Here is a 16,148-nt window from a genome sequence, read left to right as displayed (position 1 = left end):
CACTCTCACTCACACCTAAGCCGTCAATATTATGGTAAGATTACCTGACATTTTGTACAGGGATTTTACTCATAACTCCAATGTTAAATATACCTGATTTGCAGTAATTATCACAAGTCAATCATCAGATTTTTAAAGTATTGCTTTGTTCATTTATTTGCTAATCTTATTTCCTATTCGTAGAACAATACGACGTTTGTGGCGTAAAATTGCCCCTTCTTCCTCAAACTCCTGTAAAAGCCGCGTCACTGTTACTCGTGTGGTGTTTAAGACTTCAGACATTTCTTGATGTGTAACATTTAAATCGATTAGCTTGCCTTGTTCTACATCACGACCAAATTTTTCACTTAGCCACATTAAAAATTGCCATAAACGTAATGACATTGGTTTACGATGTACTATGCTCAGTAGCTCTTCTAGCTGTTGAATATGAGATAACAAGGCATTAACATCTTCATGCAAAAGATGAGGTGGCACAATGCTCACTTCCACACTTGTCAGACATTCAATTTGGTAAGGCTTGACTCTAGAAAAGGGATAGCCTATTAGATCCCCAGACCCCCAGTATCCCAGAGTGACGAATGTTCCATCTTCACCCCAAGTTAAGGTACGAACGGCTCCGCGCTCAATGCGCCAGAGTATATCATTGCGAGGTGGAATAACTTCCCGACGGGTAAATAGCCGTTGGGAAGTTATTCCACTTAAAGCAGTGGTATTTGAGACGACAGGAGAGTGTGGGATAAGACTTGTAAAATGCATCATTAAAGGGTTTTCTAGATTAGAAATTTTGATTGGTTGAAATTTAATCCAAGGTATTCTGGCAAATTTTAATAAGCCGATCTATTCCAAATGATTTAATGCCGAAGCTGATAATTATCAAAGCTAAATTAGATATATAAATGCTATGGCATAGTTAACGTTAATAGGCTTAAGCCAGCTTACTGATACAGTGGACAATTGAAGAATGAATTTATCAAAAAATTTTATCTTAATTGTTTAATTACTTAATCATAATTTGCAAAAACTCTTTTAGTTTAATTATTGCTATAAATCAAGGCTAAAACACAGCTTTCAGAAAAGTTTTCTGCATAAAAACATCATGAAAAACAACTGTTAGAGATGTTTTTAATTATTAAAAAATTATAAAATTTTATATTAAATAATTGAAATTGAATTTTATAAATTACCCAGCTTTATCACTTAGTCAGATATAAAACAGCCTTGAGGTTATATCTGGTTACTCTAATCCTGTAAGTTTAAGAACAGGTAAGCTTTTCGTGAAATGTATATTAGTTAGTTAATTTTTATTTTAAATGTAATATAAATAACAAAAAAATAAGATAATTAAGTAATAATACTGAAACAAGTATTATATATAGCTCAACATTAATCAAACTTGATTTTAATTTAACATCTATCTATAGTGGTATTTGTAGAAAAAACTGTATTATCATTCCAGAAGAGTGAGCTAGCGAAAGCAAGGGGCTGGCACAATGCGTAAATTACTGATTACGCCAGTTCCTCCAATAGGTAAGTAGTCCATTGGTTTAGTTTCTGTAGTTGTAGCAACTGCCGTGATTATCCCGAAGCTTAGAGCAATGGCCTCCTCCGCTCAAAGTTCTTTTTGCATACAACTAGCTTGTAATTTTCTATTCTCTACGTCTAACTAAGAGCGTTGGCCGGTGACAATATATGCCACTCTTTGACCGATATTTGTGGCATGATCTGCCATACGTTCCAGACAACGAATCGCTAGCGCCAGCAGTACAATTGGCTCGACCACGCCTTGAACATCTCGCTGGTGGGCTAAAGTATGATAAAGGCGATCGTAGGCATCGTCTACAGTGTCATCCAGATGCTTTATGTTTCGCCCACCGGCTTCATCCAAATCTGCCAAAGCCACTAAGCTGGTTGCTAACATCGCCTGTGCGTGGTGAGACATGACTGCAATCTCTGGTAAAGACGCATGAGGTGGATAAGGAAAGATTTTAATCGCAATCTTAGCGAGATCCTTGGCGTAATCGCCAATGCGCTCTAAGTCTCGCACTAGCTGCATAAAAGCACTCAAGCAACGCAAATCTTGAGCTGTAGGTGCTTGCAGCGTCATTATTGCCGTACAGTCTGATTCTATTTGTCTATAAAAGCGATCAATTTTTTTATCTAATCGAGGAAGTTCCTCTGCTGCTGTTAAATCGCGGGAAAATAACGCTTGGTGGCTAAGGCGAAATGATTGTTCTACCAAAGCTCCCATGCGTAATACATCCCGTTCTAAGCGCCTAATGGCGCGTGCTAGCTGAGGTCTTTGAGGATGGGGAATAAAACGGACAGCTTTCACACTTGTAGTCTCAAACGTGAAGATATTTTTAACTATAGTCTTGGCCAAGGGAGTTTGCCACAGCTTCAGGAAGTTGAATTTGCATCCATGCACCACCAGTTTCTGGATGGTTCATAGCTTTAATTGAACCACGGTGAGCGAGAACAATTTGTCGGACGATCGCCAAACCCAAACCATTACCAACAATCGCTCTTATCGAATTACTATCTTTTAATGGTGAGTGAGTCCGTGCTTGATCCCCGCGATAAAATCGCTCAAAAACATGGGGCAAATCTGCTTGAGAAAAACCAACTCCAGAATCAATAAGATTTATTTCTAAAACTGGGGAAGCAGGAGCGCTTTTATCAGTCTCCTTTGTCGATAAGATTTTAGCCTGGACGTAAATGGTTGTCTGCGGAAGACTGTACTTGATGCTGTTGTCTAACAAATTCAGAAAAACTTGGTGAATACGGCTTTTATCTACTTTTATCCAAAGATTTTCTGGGCCAGAATAGTTAAGAGACAAATTTTGTTTCTGTGCCAATGGTTCTAGCGTTTCCCAGACAGAGGTAATGAGCGATCGCACTTCCACTGCTTCAGGCTGCAATTGAATGGTGGGATTGGTTTCCATTTGCGTTAGTTCTAACCAGCTTTGCACCAAGCTAATCAGCCGATCAACTTCCTGCATCAGGCGCTTAACCCAGCGATCTAAAGGTGGTTCCAAGCGGTTTTGTAACGTTTCTGCAACCAGCCGAATTGAAGTCAGCGGTGTTCTGAGTTCATGAGCTAAATCAGAAAAAGAGCGATCGCGTGCTTGATTTATATCTAATAGAGGTTGACGATTTTCTAAAAATACTCCTACTTGTCCATTAGGTAAGGGTAAGCTGGACGCCCGTAAAGTTAAAGATTTGATTGTTGGCATTTCTGCCGCATTGTCACAAGAAGGGTGAAAAAGCCACTCCTTTGTCTGTGGTTTTTGCCAATCACGAGTTTGCTCAATTAACTGGTCAAGTTCATAAGACCGAACCAACTCCAATAACAAGCGCACCTGTCCCGGTTGCCATCTTTGCAGATACAATACTTCCCGCGCTTGCTGATTGCACCAAAGTAGCTGATTTTCTTCATCCACCTGCAAATATCCTACTGGAGCAAAATCCAGCAAATCTTGGTAAGTTTGCAACGACTGCTGCAAATCTTGCCGTTGCTGCTTCACCATGAATATTTCCCGCCGCAGACGAGGAATCAGCGGCAGTGCTACCTTGTAAGCATGGGAGTTTAACGGTTGATGGAGTCCACGCCCCAGGTAGCGGTTAAGTTGAACCTGTTGCCAAACCCAAAACCCAATGCCTACCGCTAAACCCAGAAGAAATCCCAATAAGAGCATTTGAGTTGTTAGTTTCTTGGTGACTACTAAAAACTAGCAACTATCTCAACTAATTATCCAAATCTATAGCCAAAACCTCGCACAGTCACAATATATTCGGGGCGACTGGGGTCTTGCTCTAATTTTTCGCGTAACCAACGGATATGAACGTCTACAGTTTTACTATCCCCAACGAAATCTGGCCCCCAAACTTGATCTAGCAATTGCTCGCGTGACCATACCCGGCGGGCATAACTCATAAACAGTTCCAGCAAGCGGAACTCTTTGGGAGAAAGATTCACCTCTTGACCACGAACCACCACGCGGCACTCTTGAGGATTCAAGATCACATCCTTATATTTTAATACTGGCAGTTGAGGCAAACTACTTAAGCGTTGACGGCGGAGTAGAGCGCGACAACGCGCTACTAATTCGCGCATACTAAAGGGTTTAGTCAGGTAGTCATCTGCTCCCACTTCTAGCCCCAAAACGCGGTCAGTTTCACTACCCTTAGCACTGAGCATTAAAATCGGTACTGGGTTGCCTTGATGACGCAGCAAGCGGCAAATATCTAACCCATTGATCTGAGGCAGCATCAAATCAAGAATTACCAAGTCAAAGGGAAGTTCTCCTGAGCTAGGTTCAAAGCTTTTAAGATACTCTATAGCAGATCGCCCATCGGGGGCAGTTATCACCCCATAACCTTCCTCTTCTAATGCTACAGCTAGCATTTCCTGGATCAGTTCTTCATCTTCTACTACTAGGATACGGCTGGTTTGTCCGATATCCGCTCTTGCAGAATACTTAGTTGATTCACTGGTGTACATTGATATCACAAAAGTCTGGGACTGCGGCTGTATCAATATGATGATTGAGACAATTATCTAATCTCAGTGCGCCTACGCTTCATACTGGGAGAAATTCCTTTACAAATAGTAACATCTGCAACAGACCCCTCTATATTGTAAATGATTCGAGATACAAGCTGCTAATAGTCTTTTGAGCAATTTTGCATCTTTAATTCCCAAAATTCCTGAATAACATCGATTCTGTCTTGACAACAGCAGATCAAGTTAAGTACAATCAATAGTACAAAATTACTATCAAGCTTCAAATAATCAACCATACTTAAGAAATAAGAGGACATTGCTGTGGAGAATTCACGCCACAGTTAAGTGTCATATGTTTCTTAAATTCAGTATTTGCACTGTGCTTTAAATACTGATTTAAAAGCTACCCTGATGTCTGCATCGGGTAGTATTTGGTATACCTTGCTACCTCATTCATCATTGTCTATTCAAGGGAGTTGAAATATGACTATAGTTGCAGTCAAAGACAGCAAACAACAACTAATGCAAGCATTTCAACAAATTCTTATAGAAAAGAAAAAGCTGGAATCAAAGATAGCAACTAAACAAGAAGAAGCAGAAAAAGCAAAAAACCAAGAAATTCTCGAAGCAGCTTTGACATACACCGTCGATAGCATTGTTAAAGGTTTAGCTGATTTGCAATTAGAATTTGGCAGTGTTGTAAATGCACTATCTGAAAAATTAGCTAAAGAAAACTCCAGATTAGATGAATTGAACCAAGCTATAGAAATTGAAACTCAACGTCTGCAAGAACTTCAACAAATTAGAATAGTCGCAGATGTTTTAGATATTTTAAATCAAGAACATCAAGAAAAGCTAAAAACTTTAGAACAAGATATTACTAGTAAGAAAGAAGCATTAGAAAAAGAAGTTACAACTAGGCGTAAAGAATGGCAAAAAGAGCAAGCAGAGTATGAAGAAAAGCTGCAAGCATACAATGATTTATCAGCAAAACAACGCCAACAAGAGCAAGAAGAATATCAGTATAAATTAGGAACTACTCATAAACTGAATACAGACGCCTACGACGAGAAAAAGCGACAACAGGAAAGGGAAATACGAGAAAGCAACCAACAAAAAGATAAAGACTGGGCAGAAAGAGAAAAAGTACTTACAGAACGTCAGCCCCTATTTACAGAATATCAACAAAAAGTAGCTGCATTTCCTAACGAACTCGAAGAAGCAGTTAAAAAAGCTAGAGAAGAAGCAATCAAAGAAACAAATCAAAAGACTAAAGTTGAAGCTGATTTATTTGATAAAGAATGGGAAGCTAATAAACAGAGCTATGAATTAAGAATTCAATCTTTAGAAGAAACGATTAAGAAACAAACTGAACAAATAGAAGGTATATCTGCTCAACTACAAACTGCATTGAAACAAGCACAAGATTTAGCTATGAAGGCTTTTGGTAGTTCTGCTACTAAATAGAAATTATTTTGAATTCCCCTAATTATTTTTCATTTTTGAAGTAGGAGGTTGATTGTGGTAGTAAAAAAACTAACGGACAAAAATACTAAAGTTGAGATTCTGCAAGCATATGAGGAGCTAGCTAAAGAAAAAGCGGCGCTTAAATCGCAACTTGACCAAGCAGGAAAACAAAACCAACCTGTAGCTCCAGAAAAACCTAGAGTAGAGAAAACAGCTATGAATCAGCCTTCTACTGTCCAGCAAAAGATGAATTCTACAATTGAAAGCTTAGTAAAGATTCAGTTAGGCTTTGGTAGTGCTGCTAATGAATTATCAGAACAACTAACTACAAGAGCTTCTAAGCTAGAAGAAATTAGAGAATTTGTAGAGCAGGAAGTTGAGCAATTAACACAATTACATAATTTAGAAATTTCTGAAGATATCTTAGATACTCTCATCCAATCTTACGAAGATAATTCCAAAGCTTATCAGGAAGAGTTTAGCCAGCGCTATGAGGTATTATCACAAGAAATACTAGATCAAAGGAACGCTTGGGGTAAAGAGCAAGACGAACATCAACAAGCGATAAAAGAAAGGAATGAAAATCTCAATAAAACTCGGCAACGAGATACAGCAGAGTATAAGTATGATTTAGAACTCAGGCGCAAACTTGAGGCTGATGAATACGAACAACGACAAAAAGCGTTATATAAAGAGCTAGAAGAATTACTAGAAGAAACAGAAAAACAGCAGGCTGAACGAGAGAAGGTAATTTCTGAGAGAGAAAAACAATTTGATGAATATAAAGCTAAAGTAGAGGCATTTCCTAAAGATAAAGAAGCCGCTATCAAAAAAGCTACAGAAGAAGGAAAAGGCATTGCCCACTATCAAGCTAAGGTAAAAGCAGATTTATATGCTAAAGAAGTGGATGGGCAAAAGCGTTTCTATGAACAGAGACTACACTCTTTAGAACAAACTATTACTAATCAAGAAACACGCATTCAAAACCTTTCTAAACAACTTGAATCTGCCCTAAAACAAGTTCAAGATTTGGCTGTTAAAGCTATTGAAGGAACTGCAAATGTGAATTCATATCAAGCAATCAAAGAAATAGCTTTAGAGCAAGCAAAAAGTCAAGTTAAAAATAAATAAGCCTGTTAAGTTATAGAGACGTAATTAGAGTTACGTCTCTAATCTCTAACAATAAATACAATCTTATACTTGAGGGTTTTTAGGCGGTTTTTTGAACTCTGTTTTACGTGGTTTTCCTAAATTGTTAGGAGGTTGTGGTTTTTCTCCTGTTGGTTGTTGATTGGATTCTTGGTTAGACATAAAATTAAATTTTTAAATTAACTACAATTTTTACTACATAGTTGGTATTCTGGATTCCAGAAATATATCACAAAAAATTTGCTTTTAAATAAAATAAAAAAATAGAGACGTTGTGATTTTTACGTCTCTAGAACAGAGGAAACCCATTATTTTTAATGTTTTTAGATGAAAATTTAGAACATAAACTTTGTAGTTAGTGGTTTAAATTTATTAGTCAGTTCTTGACATCAAGTTATTTTTACTATTTAAGCTAATGATACCAAGCTCAGCTTGACGTTATAAATGTTTTACAGGAGCAGATTTAATAGTTGTGAACTCTTTACATATGGGGATACAAGAGTATAAACTCCCAATCCGGAAAATGAAAAAAAATCCTACTTTATCTGTGAGGGAGTTACAAAGCGTTAGAACGGAACTGGCACAGATGCATCTCTGAATATAAAGACACATCTGTGAATTAAAAACGCAAGACTGTTTTACAAAGATAGAAAATATTAAGCGAAGGTAGAAAAATCTAGATTGGGTGGAATATCTTGAATTCGCCCTGGCCCGATCGCTCGCAATGCTTCTTTAAGTAAAATATCACCAGTATACAAGGCACGTCCAACAATTACACCAGTTACGCCTTGTGGTTCTAACGCCAGCAGACTCAACAAATCGGTAACAGAACTCACTCCACCAGAGGCTATTACAGGAATAGAAATTGCCGCAGCTAGTTCTCGCAAGGCTTCTAAATTCGGGCCTTCGAGTGTACCATCTCGGTGAATATCGGTGTAAATTATGGCGGCTGCGCCTAATTCTTGCATTTGTACAGCCAGTTGGGTTGCTAAAACTTCCGAGGTTTCTAACCAACCGCGAGTTGCTACTCGACCGTTACGGGCATCAATACCAATAATAATCTTTTCGGGAAATTCTTGACAGAGTTCTTGCACTAGTTGGGGTTGTTCTACGGCAATGGTTCCAAGAATTGCCCACTGTACACCTAAATTGAAAACCTGTTGAACGCTAGCCTGATCGCGCAATCCTCCACCAATTTCAATTGGTACTGATACCGCTTGAGCGATCGCTTCAATTGCCCCTAAGTTTACTACTTTACCTGCTTTCGCACCATCTAAATCAACTATGTGCAATCTAGTTGCACCCTGCTCAACCCACTGTTTTGCAACATCTACAGGGTTTTCGCTAAAAACTTGCGATCGCTCATAGTCTCCCTGATACAGTCGCACACAACGACCTTCTAGTAAATCAATCGCTGGAATTACGTCCATTTACCTCTTCCTCATAACTCAATACCATTGAAGACGCTTGCTATAGCTGGACTTGTTATTTTGCATCCTTCATTTTTAATTGTTTTACTGCTTGCGCGAAACCCACCACAATCAAGATATTAGAAAGCGTCAAAAATACTTCTGCACCTCCGTGCAACCAATCCACATCTGCTAAAGATTTGCCATAATGTAATACAGCGTAAATTCCTGCGGGGATAGTGACGGCGACAAACACGAGAGTACCGTAAAATCCATATAGCGCCAAACGCGGCATTTGCTGACTGCGGCTGATAAACCACAAGAAACCCAAGTAGGGAAACAGTGAAAGCGCAAATAGGGTTTCTTTAGACATGATCACTCTGATTTGATAGATTTTGGCTCAACAGCATCAGTTACAGTGTTGGCATTGGTGGAACGCCAAATCAAAAACGCCGCTGCCCAAAGCGTAAAATTACCAACTAATGTCATAGTAGCTTGCAGCGTTACCAGCCATTCTAGAGATTCGGCATTATCGAAATAATGCCAAGTACAAGCACACATGGCGCTGACCAAAGCTGGTAACATGGCCAGGGATAATCCCCACCAATTGCGGTTACCTGTGAGTTCGCCGTAAGTCCAGATTAACCAAATAGCGGCAATCCACTCAATAACGCTAGAAACATGAATAATCCAGGTGGGAATCGAAAGGGCGTGCATAAATAAGTAAGTTGGGAGTTGGAAGTGGAGACGCGATTATACTCTTACGAGAAGCCGCTCTTCGAGCGTCTACGCGTCTGTACAGGAGTTAGGGGAGAGACGCGATTAATCGCGTCTGTACAAAAGTTAGAAGTTAAGAAAATTCATAGCTCAGCATTTTTAAGTCAGGTTTCAATAGAAAATAGTTTCCTATTTTTCTATGTTCTTATCTTTTTATAAGAAAATTTAATAAGCTTTAAGGTAAACAGTGGATATTTTGTCAACTATCTAGAGACTAATTAATAATTTAAAATCTAAAATACAAAATGGTTAAGATGCGAGCGTTATTGTCTGGGTATTACGGTAAAGGTAATGGTGGTGATGAAGCTTTGTTAGCGACACTTTTGCAAATGTTACCACCTGATGTAACGCCTGTGGTACTTTCTGGTAATCCAGAGGAAACTCGCGATCGCTACAATGTAGAAACCTACAATCGCATGGCTGTTTTACCTGTACTGCAAGCTTTGCGCTCCTGTGATGCCTTGATTTGGGGCGGTGGGAGTTTAATTCAAGATGTTACTAGTACTATCAGCCCATTTTATTATGGCGGACTGATGGTATTAGCACAGAAATTAGGTTTGAAAACTGTTGCTTGGGCGCAGGGTATTGGCCCGTTGCTGCGTCCGCAAACTCGCTACTTAGCACGGCAAACCTTTGGCAATTGTACCAAAGTCAGTGTACGCGATCGCGCCAGTGCTAGTTTATTATCTGATTGGCAAATTCCTTGTATCCTTGCTCCTGACCCAGTTTGGGCGTTGGAATCTAAACCAGTACCAGGACTTTGGGATTTACCTGCGCCGAGAGTTGCTGTAACTTTGCGATCGCATCCCCAACTCACAGAAGCACGTTTAGCAAATCTGACTCGCGCATTGGTGGATTTTCAAAAAGCCACGCAAGCTTTTATTCTACTTCTGCCATTTCAAAAAAGTGAAGATTTAATTATTGCCGAAGCTATTCAACCGCATCTTAAAGATGTCAGCAAGATTTTGTCTCTCGAAGATCCGCAGCTTTTGAAAGGCGTGTTTCGTGGTGTCGAGATGGCAATTGGAATGCGTCTGCACAGCTTGATTATGGCAGCAGCTGAAGGTTGTCGTTGTTTTGCTCTGAGTTATGACCCCAAGGTAAATCGCCTCATGGAAGAGTTAGCAATACCTGGATGGGATTTAGCGACTTTACCAGATGATACTAATTTGATTGGTAAAACTTGGATGGAGCATTATGCTAATGGTGATCCACTTTCGTCTGAGCAAATCCAGTCTTTAGTGGATCGTGCTTTGTTGCACCGTGAGTTGTTGAGTGAAGCCTTAAGTTAGTTTTTGTTTAGACTCGAAATCACGCCATAATAAAACCACACAAGCTTGTACATTTTACTGATAGCACAAGATACTTTAGAAGCAGATTAAAGAATTTTCCAAAAACACGGATTATGATAAACCTCAATCCTTACAATTCTGCTAACAATCAACGTAATATGGGTGAAGTTCGAGTCAAGGTCAAGCTCACTAATGCTATTGATGAAGCGCTTGTAAGCAGAGGAATGCTTAATCCAAATATGTTACGGGTGTGTGAAACCGAAGCACTCATAGACACTGGGGCAGTACGTACTGTACTACCAGTGTCTATTGTGCAGCAACTTGGTTTGAGAATTCGGGGACAGCAAATTGCTCAATATGCAAATGGCAGCGAAGAATCTATTGGCCTAACTGAACCCGTAATTATTGAATTGGCAGGACGAGAAACGACCGAAGCCACATTAGTTACAGGCTATACAGTCTTGATTGGACAAACAGTGCTTGAGACCCTGGATTTCCTAGTGGACTGTAGAAATCAGCGACTTATCCCGAATCCTGAGCATCCTAACTATCCCGTGTTCAGGATATAAAATGAATGCTAGTAACTATACTTTGCCACTGACAATCCCTGACCACTGCACTTTTTTCTCTTGCTCACGGCGGTAAGAAAAGAAATGCTCTGGAGTTTGGTAAGTACAATAAGGTGCGATCGCAACTTGTTCGGCACTAAATCCCATGTTTTCCAACTGTATGGCATTTATCCGCCGAACATCCAACCTTATCTTTCCGGGATTAGGATCTTCTAGCAGGGGCGAATTTGGTAATTCATGCAATGCCTCCACAATTTTTTGTTCGTCTTCGTGTGGTATAATACTAGCCCCGATTTCAGCAGCTACATCAAGAGAGACTTGATAAACTTCACCAGTGATCGCCGGCCCCATCGCAATCCGTAAATCATCAAGTTTGCTGCCTTGGGTTTGAAGTCGGGCGATCGCTTGCGGCACAATCTTCTTTGCTGTACCTCGCCAACCTGCATGAATTGCCGATACTTGTCCAGTTCTCACATCTCCAATCAATACGGGTGTACAATCTGCACTAGCTACCCATACCGCTTGCAGAGACTGTTGACTAATTAAAGCATCTGCTGATGCTAAATCATCTCCATTGCTCTCAACTTCTTGTGGGGTGAGAACAGTATTGCCATGTACCTGTTTTAAGCGATAGACTGATGCCTCTGGTTGTAGCACTGCTGTCAGGTCTTGTGGTGATCGCGGCCAAAACTGTTGGGTAAAAAAGCCGTGATGCCAAACTTCTAAGATACTACAAGTCAGATAAGGCAGTCCTTCCCAATTACGCCAGTGCCAAGTGTGCATCTTAAACCAAACCTAAACGGAATCACTCATCAGCCAATTCATGCTAACTTGAACAACGGGATTTGGGTTAACTGCTGTGGAATTTAATCGGCAAAAGTTGGAAGCAGCCCTGGAAACTGGGCAAGAATCTAGATATTTACCATTTTCCCTACACATTTTTGAAAGTGTCCCTTCAACTAACCAAACTCTTTGGGAATTACTCAACCAAGGCGCTACGCCAGGAACTGTAGTAATTGCCACTCAGCAGACAGCAGGACGAGGACAATGGGGTCGCCAATGGATTTCTCCAGCTGGAGGCATATACCTTTCGGTAGCGATCGCTCCTAAAATAGATGCTATTGATAGCTATCAGTTAACTTTGGCAACTGCTTGGGGAATTAGTTTTCAACTGCGCCAGTGTGGCGTAAGTGTCGGAATTAAATGGCCGAATGATTTAGTCTTAAATGATCGTAAATTAGGCGGCATATTGACAGAAACCAAAATAAACAAAGGAAAAATCACCCAAGCAGTCATAGGTGTAGGCATTAATTGGGCAAACCCAGTACCAGAGACTGGAATTAATCTGGAATCTTGGCAAACTTCCCAGCATTCCAAACCAATTTCTTGTCTAGAAATGCTCACCTCAACCGTTTTACTAGGAATAGAATCCGGTGTTCAGTGCCTTTTTCAAGAAGGGATAAGCATACTCTTGTCTCGCTATCTAGATTTGCTTACGAACATTGGTGACCAGGTGTACTTCAATAATCTTTTAGGCACTGTAGTTGGAGTAAATTCTCAGGGAAATTTAAAAGTAAATTTACAAACAGATGATACAAAGACACTCATAACACCAGAAATTTACATTGAACCCGGTACAATCAGTTTGGGTTATCATAAATCTTCTGTTTAACTTTTAGGTTTGTTCACAATTTCGCTCTTTGGGCAAGACAAACCACTAGCATCATCTCTTTAGGCTAATTACACACAACTGAGAGAACAAATGACGCAGCGCAATAAATCTGCCCAGAATCGTTTGCAACACTCTTGGCCGGCAAATTTAAAAACTAGACGTTTCGCGTCTACATTACCAGCACAGAGCCTTTGTTTGCTGGGCAGCATCAGCCTCCTCAGCGGCGGCTTCGTAATAGCCCAAACGGAAACATCAATAGACAATATTGTTCCCACTATTGAAAATTCCCAGCCAACAGCCGTTACAAATCCAGTTAAAAAAGATATTACTGCACCAGAAACAGTTCAAGCGCAACCAAGCTTTTCTCAACGGCGAGCCAAACTCAAACAGAGACTACGCCAGCAACAAGTTTCTCAATCAAAAGAGCCAGTTAGACAGTCTACACCAAAATTTGAGGCTTCCAAGCCTACTACCACTGTCAGACGCGCTACTCGCCAGGTTGAAGCTTCACCAGTTGTTCCTATAAGAGTAAGAGAGGAAAAACCAAATACCCCTCTTCGTTCACCGGAGAAACTCCCGCAAGTTGCCCAACCACCAAATAACTCAAACAGCCCTGTCGGCACGACGACAGGGAAAACCAGGGACTATAATAACGCCTATATTGACCCTAATAGTTACGATGCTAGTGCTACAGGTACTTATCAAGCACCGAATTCTGTGATCATCACAGAACGCTCTAGTGGTTGTCAAGCTGTTTTACCATCAGGGCAAAGTTTATTGGGCGGAGCTTGTGCTAAAGTACCTTCGCGCAATCAACGTGTAGCTGGTTCTACTGGCAAACCAGCACCAAGCTGGCTAAGAAAAAGTGAAAATGCCCAATTACCTATTGTTCCACCAGTAAGAGAGGTTGCAAGTACTGGCAGTAACAATAACGGGTGGAATGCTACTCGGATTGGTTCTACTGGTGTCACCAAAACTGCATTTCGTCCTAATCGATTTATTCCTAACCCTGGTAATTTCAGCACCACGACAGTGAGTGCAACTCCTATCGCGCCAAGTGGCGGTGCTTTGCCTCCACCAATGGCAGATGGTAACGTTGCACCCCGCCCTAGCACTGTAGCTTACGACTTCTCCTTGGCATCAGTATTGCCACAAATTCCCTACACTGGGACAGTCGCCTACCGTGGAACGGGAATGATGTATCCACTGTCTATTCCGGCTCCCATTACTTCTTTGTTTGGTTGGCGAACTCATCCAATTACAGGTAATCAACGCTTCCACGCAGGTACTGACTTGGGTGCGCCGATGGGAACACCAGTTTTGGCAGCCGCAAGAGGTCAAGTGGAAACTGCTAACTGGTTGGGTGGTTATGGTTTAGCCGTAATTTTGAATCACCAATCTGCTGAACAAACTCTCTACGGTCATATGTCCGAAATCTTTGTTCAACCCGGTCAGTGGGTTGAAGCAGGAACTATGATTGGACGAGTTGGCAGCACAGGAGCTTCCACAGGCCCTCACTTGCACTTTGAAGTCCGCCATTTGACACCACAAGGCTGGGTAGCTACTAACCCAGGTGTGGAATTACAAAACGGTTTAAGCCAGATGCTACAAGGCTCACAGACCACTCAGGTAAGTCAGCGACCAGGTAGCTAGAAGAGGAGTGGGGGAGTGGGGGAGTGGGAGATGAGGGAGAATAATTGTTGACCCCATGCCCCATGCCCCATGCCCCATGCCCCATGCTAATTACAAATACCCGTGTTCTGCTAAGAATGCGGGTGTAATTTCATCTAAACTGTTGTCCTCTGGCTCTGTGGTGTGTCGGTTGCCAGAATAAAGTAATTTTTCCACATATTTGCCGAGAATATCCCCTTCTAGATTTACTAAACTGCCAGGAATTAAATAACGGAGATTTGTCTCAGCATAGGTGAGGGGAATTACTGCTACTGTGAATTGAGAAAGTTCTGCTTCATATGCGGCTACTGTGAGGCTGATGCCATTAACGGCAATGCTACCTTTAGGGACAATGTACCGCGCGATCGCTTCGGATGCAACAAAGGTCATTTCCCAAGAACTAGCAGTTTGTTCCACTGCTACTAATCGGCCTATGCCGTCTACATGACCCATCACAAAATGACCGCCGATTTTACTTCCCACCCGTAGCGACGCTTCTAAATTAACATAAGTCTGTGCTGTGGACTCACTCCCCAAGGTGGTGCGACGTAGTGTTTCTGGTGAAGCAGTGGCGATAAATCCATCTTTTAAAACTTCTTCTACTGTCAAGCACACGCCATCAACTGCAACACTGTCACCATAAGCCAAATCCTGCATAATTAATTCACATGACTGGCTAACACAAGTAATTTGCCAAGAATCCCCCCCTAGAGGGTTCATCGTTCCCAAGGCCTGGATTAATCCTGTAAACACGGCTTTTTTGCCAAACTAACTCTATTTATTACCTATTTTTGCCTGAAATTAACTGGTAATTCTCACAAAAAAGTAGGAGGATTTAAGTAAAATTTCTGACTTCATTTACTACAAGAATATTAACACATTGGCATCCTTCACAAGTCATACTTGGGTAAGAAGGTTATTGTCTATGTAGACCAATTTGGCTTACTCTGGTGTTCACAACAAGTTCGGAGTTTAATATAAGCAACTATAGAGAACGATGCCTATGTTTATTTCTGTCACTAAGTTAACCCCAAATGGGTATTTTTTGTCACGTAGCACCCAAGCGCATAAAGGATTGTAGAGGCTTAGCCAATGATTGAAATGAGAGTCGCTGGCATAGCATTAGATGCCATAACCCGCAGCCCGATTGTACTTTTAAAAGATGCTTCAGATCGACGTGCTTTACCAATTTATATTGGTCAAGAACAAGCTAGGGCAATTATGGGTGCATTGGAGAATCAAAAGCCTCCCAGACCCTTAACCCATGACCTAATTGTGAATATTCTAGAAACATGGAACATGACTCTAGAAAAGGTCATTATTCATTCTCTACAAAAGGATACGTTTTATGCAGCTTTAATTGTCCAACAAGGCGAAGTTAAAAAAGAAATTGATGCGCGTCCTAGCGATGCGATCGCAGTTGCCCTCCGTACAAATACACCCATTTGGGTAATGGAAGAAGTCATAGCCGATGCTTCTATCCCTGTTGATCGCGATGCAGATGAAGCCGAACAGCAAGCCTTCCGGGAATTTATTTCCAATCTCCGCCCTGAAGATTTGATCAAGCGCTTTGGTGATGGCGACAGCTAGGAAAGTTATGAGTTAGAAGTTAGAAGTTAGGAGTTGTTTGCTTAA

16 protein-coding genes are annotated in these 16,148 nt (G+C 40.9%); 7 read left to right on the top strand and 9 right to left on the bottom strand.

Annotated features, from left to right (window positions below):
• Positions 1-153 precede the first annotated feature (153 nt).
• The 4 genes from WKK05_RS34275 to WKK05_RS34260 all read right to left on the bottom strand — a co-directional run bounded on the left by WKK05_RS34275 (position 154) and on the right by WKK05_RS34260 (position 4,504).
• Positions 154-762 (bottom strand): Crp/Fnr family transcriptional regulator, encoded by a 609-nt coding sequence (locus WKK05_RS34275; RefSeq protein ID WP_341527418.1) that lies wholly within the window; start codon positions 760-762, stop codon positions 154-156.
• 904 nt (positions 763-1,666) lie between these two features.
• Positions 1,667-2,335, bottom strand: a complete 669-nt coding sequence (gene phoU / locus WKK05_RS34270) for a phosphate signaling complex protein PhoU (protein ID WP_341527417.1) — start codon at positions 2,333-2,335, stop codon at positions 1,667-1,669.
• A 28-nt stretch (positions 2,336-2,363) separates the two neighbouring features.
• Complete coding sequence (locus tag WKK05_RS34265; protein ID WP_341527416.1) at positions 2,364-3,698, bottom strand: PAS domain-containing sensor histidine kinase; 1,335 nt, start codon at positions 3,696-3,698, stop codon at positions 2,364-2,366.
• Between the two features lie 53 nt (positions 3,699-3,751).
• Positions 3,752-4,504, bottom strand: coding sequence for a response regulator transcription factor (locus WKK05_RS34260; RefSeq protein WP_341527415.1), 753 nt, complete (start codon positions 4,502-4,504; stop codon positions 3,752-3,754).
• A gap of 486 nt (positions 4,505-4,990) precedes the next feature.
• Here WKK05_RS34260 and WKK05_RS34255 point away from each other — a divergent pair, with 486 nt between their 5' ends.
• Positions 4,991-5,974 carry a hypothetical protein gene (locus tag WKK05_RS34255; protein WP_341527414.1) on the top strand — a complete coding sequence of 328 codons (984 nt, stop codon included), beginning with the start codon at positions 4,991-4,993 and terminating at the stop codon, positions 5,972-5,974.
• Positions 5,975-6,028: 54 nt separating this feature from the next.
• Entirely contained in the window at positions 6,029-7,105 is a 1,077-nt protein-coding gene (locus WKK05_RS34250) for a hypothetical protein (RefSeq protein ID WP_341527413.1), read from the top strand.
• Between the two features lie 674 nt (positions 7,106-7,779).
• Here WKK05_RS34250 and hisA read toward each other — a convergent pair.
• The 3 genes from hisA to WKK05_RS34235 are packed head-to-tail and all read right to left on the bottom strand — an operon-like array spanning position 7,780 to position 9,249.
• The gene (gene hisA / locus WKK05_RS34245) at positions 7,780-8,553 is read right to left on the bottom strand and encodes a 1-(5-phosphoribosyl)-5-[(5-phosphoribosylamino)methylideneamino]imidazole-4-carboxamide isomerase (RefSeq protein ID WP_341527412.1); all 774 of its coding nucleotides are present in this window, start codon (positions 8,551-8,553) and stop codon (positions 7,780-7,782) included.
• Positions 8,554-8,608: 55 nt separating this feature from the next.
• The gene (locus tag WKK05_RS34240) at positions 8,609-8,908 is read right to left on the bottom strand and encodes a DUF3593 domain-containing protein (protein WP_341531268.1); all 300 of its coding nucleotides are present in this window, start codon (positions 8,906-8,908) and stop codon (positions 8,609-8,611) included.
• The gene (locus WKK05_RS34235; RefSeq protein WP_341527411.1) at positions 8,908-9,249 is read right to left on the bottom strand and encodes a DUF2499 domain-containing protein; all 342 of its coding nucleotides are present in this window, start codon (positions 9,247-9,249) and stop codon (positions 8,908-8,910) included. Before WKK05_RS34235 ends, WKK05_RS34240 begins: the two co-directional genes overlap by 1 nt.
• A 314-nt stretch (positions 9,250-9,563) precedes the next feature.
• Here WKK05_RS34235 and csaB point away from each other — a divergent pair, with 314 nt between their 5' ends.
• A complete protein-coding gene (gene csaB, locus WKK05_RS34230) occupies positions 9,564-10,601 on the top strand; it encodes a polysaccharide pyruvyl transferase CsaB (protein WP_341531267.1) in 1,038 nt (345 codons plus the stop codon).
• A 113-nt stretch (positions 10,602-10,714) separates the two neighbouring features.
• Positions 10,715-11,170 carry a retroviral-like aspartic protease family protein gene (locus WKK05_RS34225; protein ID WP_341527410.1) on the top strand — a complete coding sequence of 152 codons (456 nt, stop codon included), beginning with the start codon at positions 10,715-10,717 and terminating at the stop codon, positions 11,168-11,170.
• 15 nt (positions 11,171-11,185) lie between these two features.
• On the opposite strand, the gene pgeF is transcribed toward WKK05_RS34225, so the two are convergent.
• Positions 11,186-11,953 (bottom strand): peptidoglycan editing factor PgeF, encoded by a 768-nt coding sequence (gene pgeF, locus WKK05_RS34220; protein WP_341527409.1) that lies wholly within the window; start codon positions 11,951-11,953, stop codon positions 11,186-11,188.
• 76 nt (positions 11,954-12,029) lie between these two features.
• On the opposite strand from pgeF, the gene WKK05_RS34215 reads away from it, so the two are divergent.
• Together WKK05_RS34215 and WKK05_RS34210 are read left to right on the top strand one after the other, a co-directional pair.
• Entirely contained in the window at positions 12,030-12,842 is an 813-nt protein-coding gene (locus WKK05_RS34215) for a biotin--[acetyl-CoA-carboxylase] ligase (protein WP_341527408.1), read from the top strand.
• A 90-nt stretch (positions 12,843-12,932) separates the two neighbouring features.
• Entirely contained in the window at positions 12,933-14,495 is a 1,563-nt protein-coding gene (locus tag WKK05_RS34210) for a peptidoglycan DD-metalloendopeptidase family protein (protein WP_341527407.1), read from the top strand.
• Between the two features lie 90 nt (positions 14,496-14,585).
• Here WKK05_RS34210 and WKK05_RS34205 read toward each other — a convergent pair whose 3' ends face one another.
• Positions 14,586-15,266 carry a riboflavin synthase gene (locus WKK05_RS34205; protein ID WP_341527406.1) on the bottom strand — a complete coding sequence of 227 codons (681 nt, stop codon included), beginning with the start codon at positions 15,264-15,266 and terminating at the stop codon, positions 14,586-14,588.
• 339 nt (positions 15,267-15,605) lie between these two features.
• Here WKK05_RS34205 and WKK05_RS34200 point away from each other — a divergent pair, with 339 nt between their 5' ends.
• Positions 15,606-16,103 carry a bifunctional nuclease family protein gene (locus WKK05_RS34200; RefSeq protein ID WP_341527405.1) on the top strand — a complete coding sequence of 166 codons (498 nt, stop codon included), beginning with the start codon at positions 15,606-15,608 and terminating at the stop codon, positions 16,101-16,103.
• The last annotated feature ends 45 nt before the right edge of the window (positions 16,104-16,148 follow it).

This window comes from Nostoc sp. UHCC 0302 (genome assembly GCF_038096175.1).
In the GTDB taxonomy this organism is placed as follows: Bacteria; Cyanobacteriota; Cyanobacteriia; order Cyanobacteriales; family Nostocaceae; genus UHCC-0302.
Note: the sequence above shows the minus strand (reverse complement) of the source record. Positions and strands in the feature narration are given on the sequence as shown.

Coding starts and splice junctions, on each gene's coding strand:
- WKK05_RS34275 (WP_341527418.1), bottom strand. CDS start 762: ATGATGCATTTTACAAGTCTTATCCCACACTCTCCTGTCGTCTCAAAT.
- WKK05_RS34265 (WP_341527416.1), bottom strand. CDS start 3,698: ATGCTCTTATTGGGATTTCTTCTGGGTTTAGCGGTAGGCATTGGGTTT.
- WKK05_RS34260 (WP_341527415.1), bottom strand. CDS start 4,504: ATGTACACCAGTGAATCAACTAAGTATTCTGCAAGAGCGGATATCGGA.
- WKK05_RS34255 (WP_341527414.1), top strand. CDS start 4,991: ATGACTATAGTTGCAGTCAAAGACAGCAAACAACAACTAATGCAAGCA.
- hisA (WP_341527412.1), bottom strand. CDS start 8,553: ATGGACGTAATTCCAGCGATTGATTTACTAGAAGGTCGTTGTGTGCGA.
- WKK05_RS34235 (WP_341527411.1), bottom strand. CDS start 9,249: ATGCACGCCCTTTCGATTCCCACCTGGATTATTCATGTTTCTAGCGTT.
- csaB (WP_341531267.1), top strand. CDS start 9,564: ATGCGAGCGTTATTGTCTGGGTATTACGGTAAAGGTAATGGTGGTGAT.
- WKK05_RS34225 (WP_341527410.1), top strand. CDS start 10,715: ATGATAAACCTCAATCCTTACAATTCTGCTAACAATCAACGTAATATG.
- pgeF (WP_341527409.1), bottom strand. CDS start 11,953: ATGCACACTTGGCACTGGCGTAATTGGGAAGGACTGCCTTATCTGACT.
- WKK05_RS34210 (WP_341527407.1), top strand. CDS start 12,933: ATGACGCAGCGCAATAAATCTGCCCAGAATCGTTTGCAACACTCTTGG.
- WKK05_RS34200 (WP_341527405.1), top strand. CDS start 15,606: ATGATTGAAATGAGAGTCGCTGGCATAGCATTAGATGCCATAACCCGC.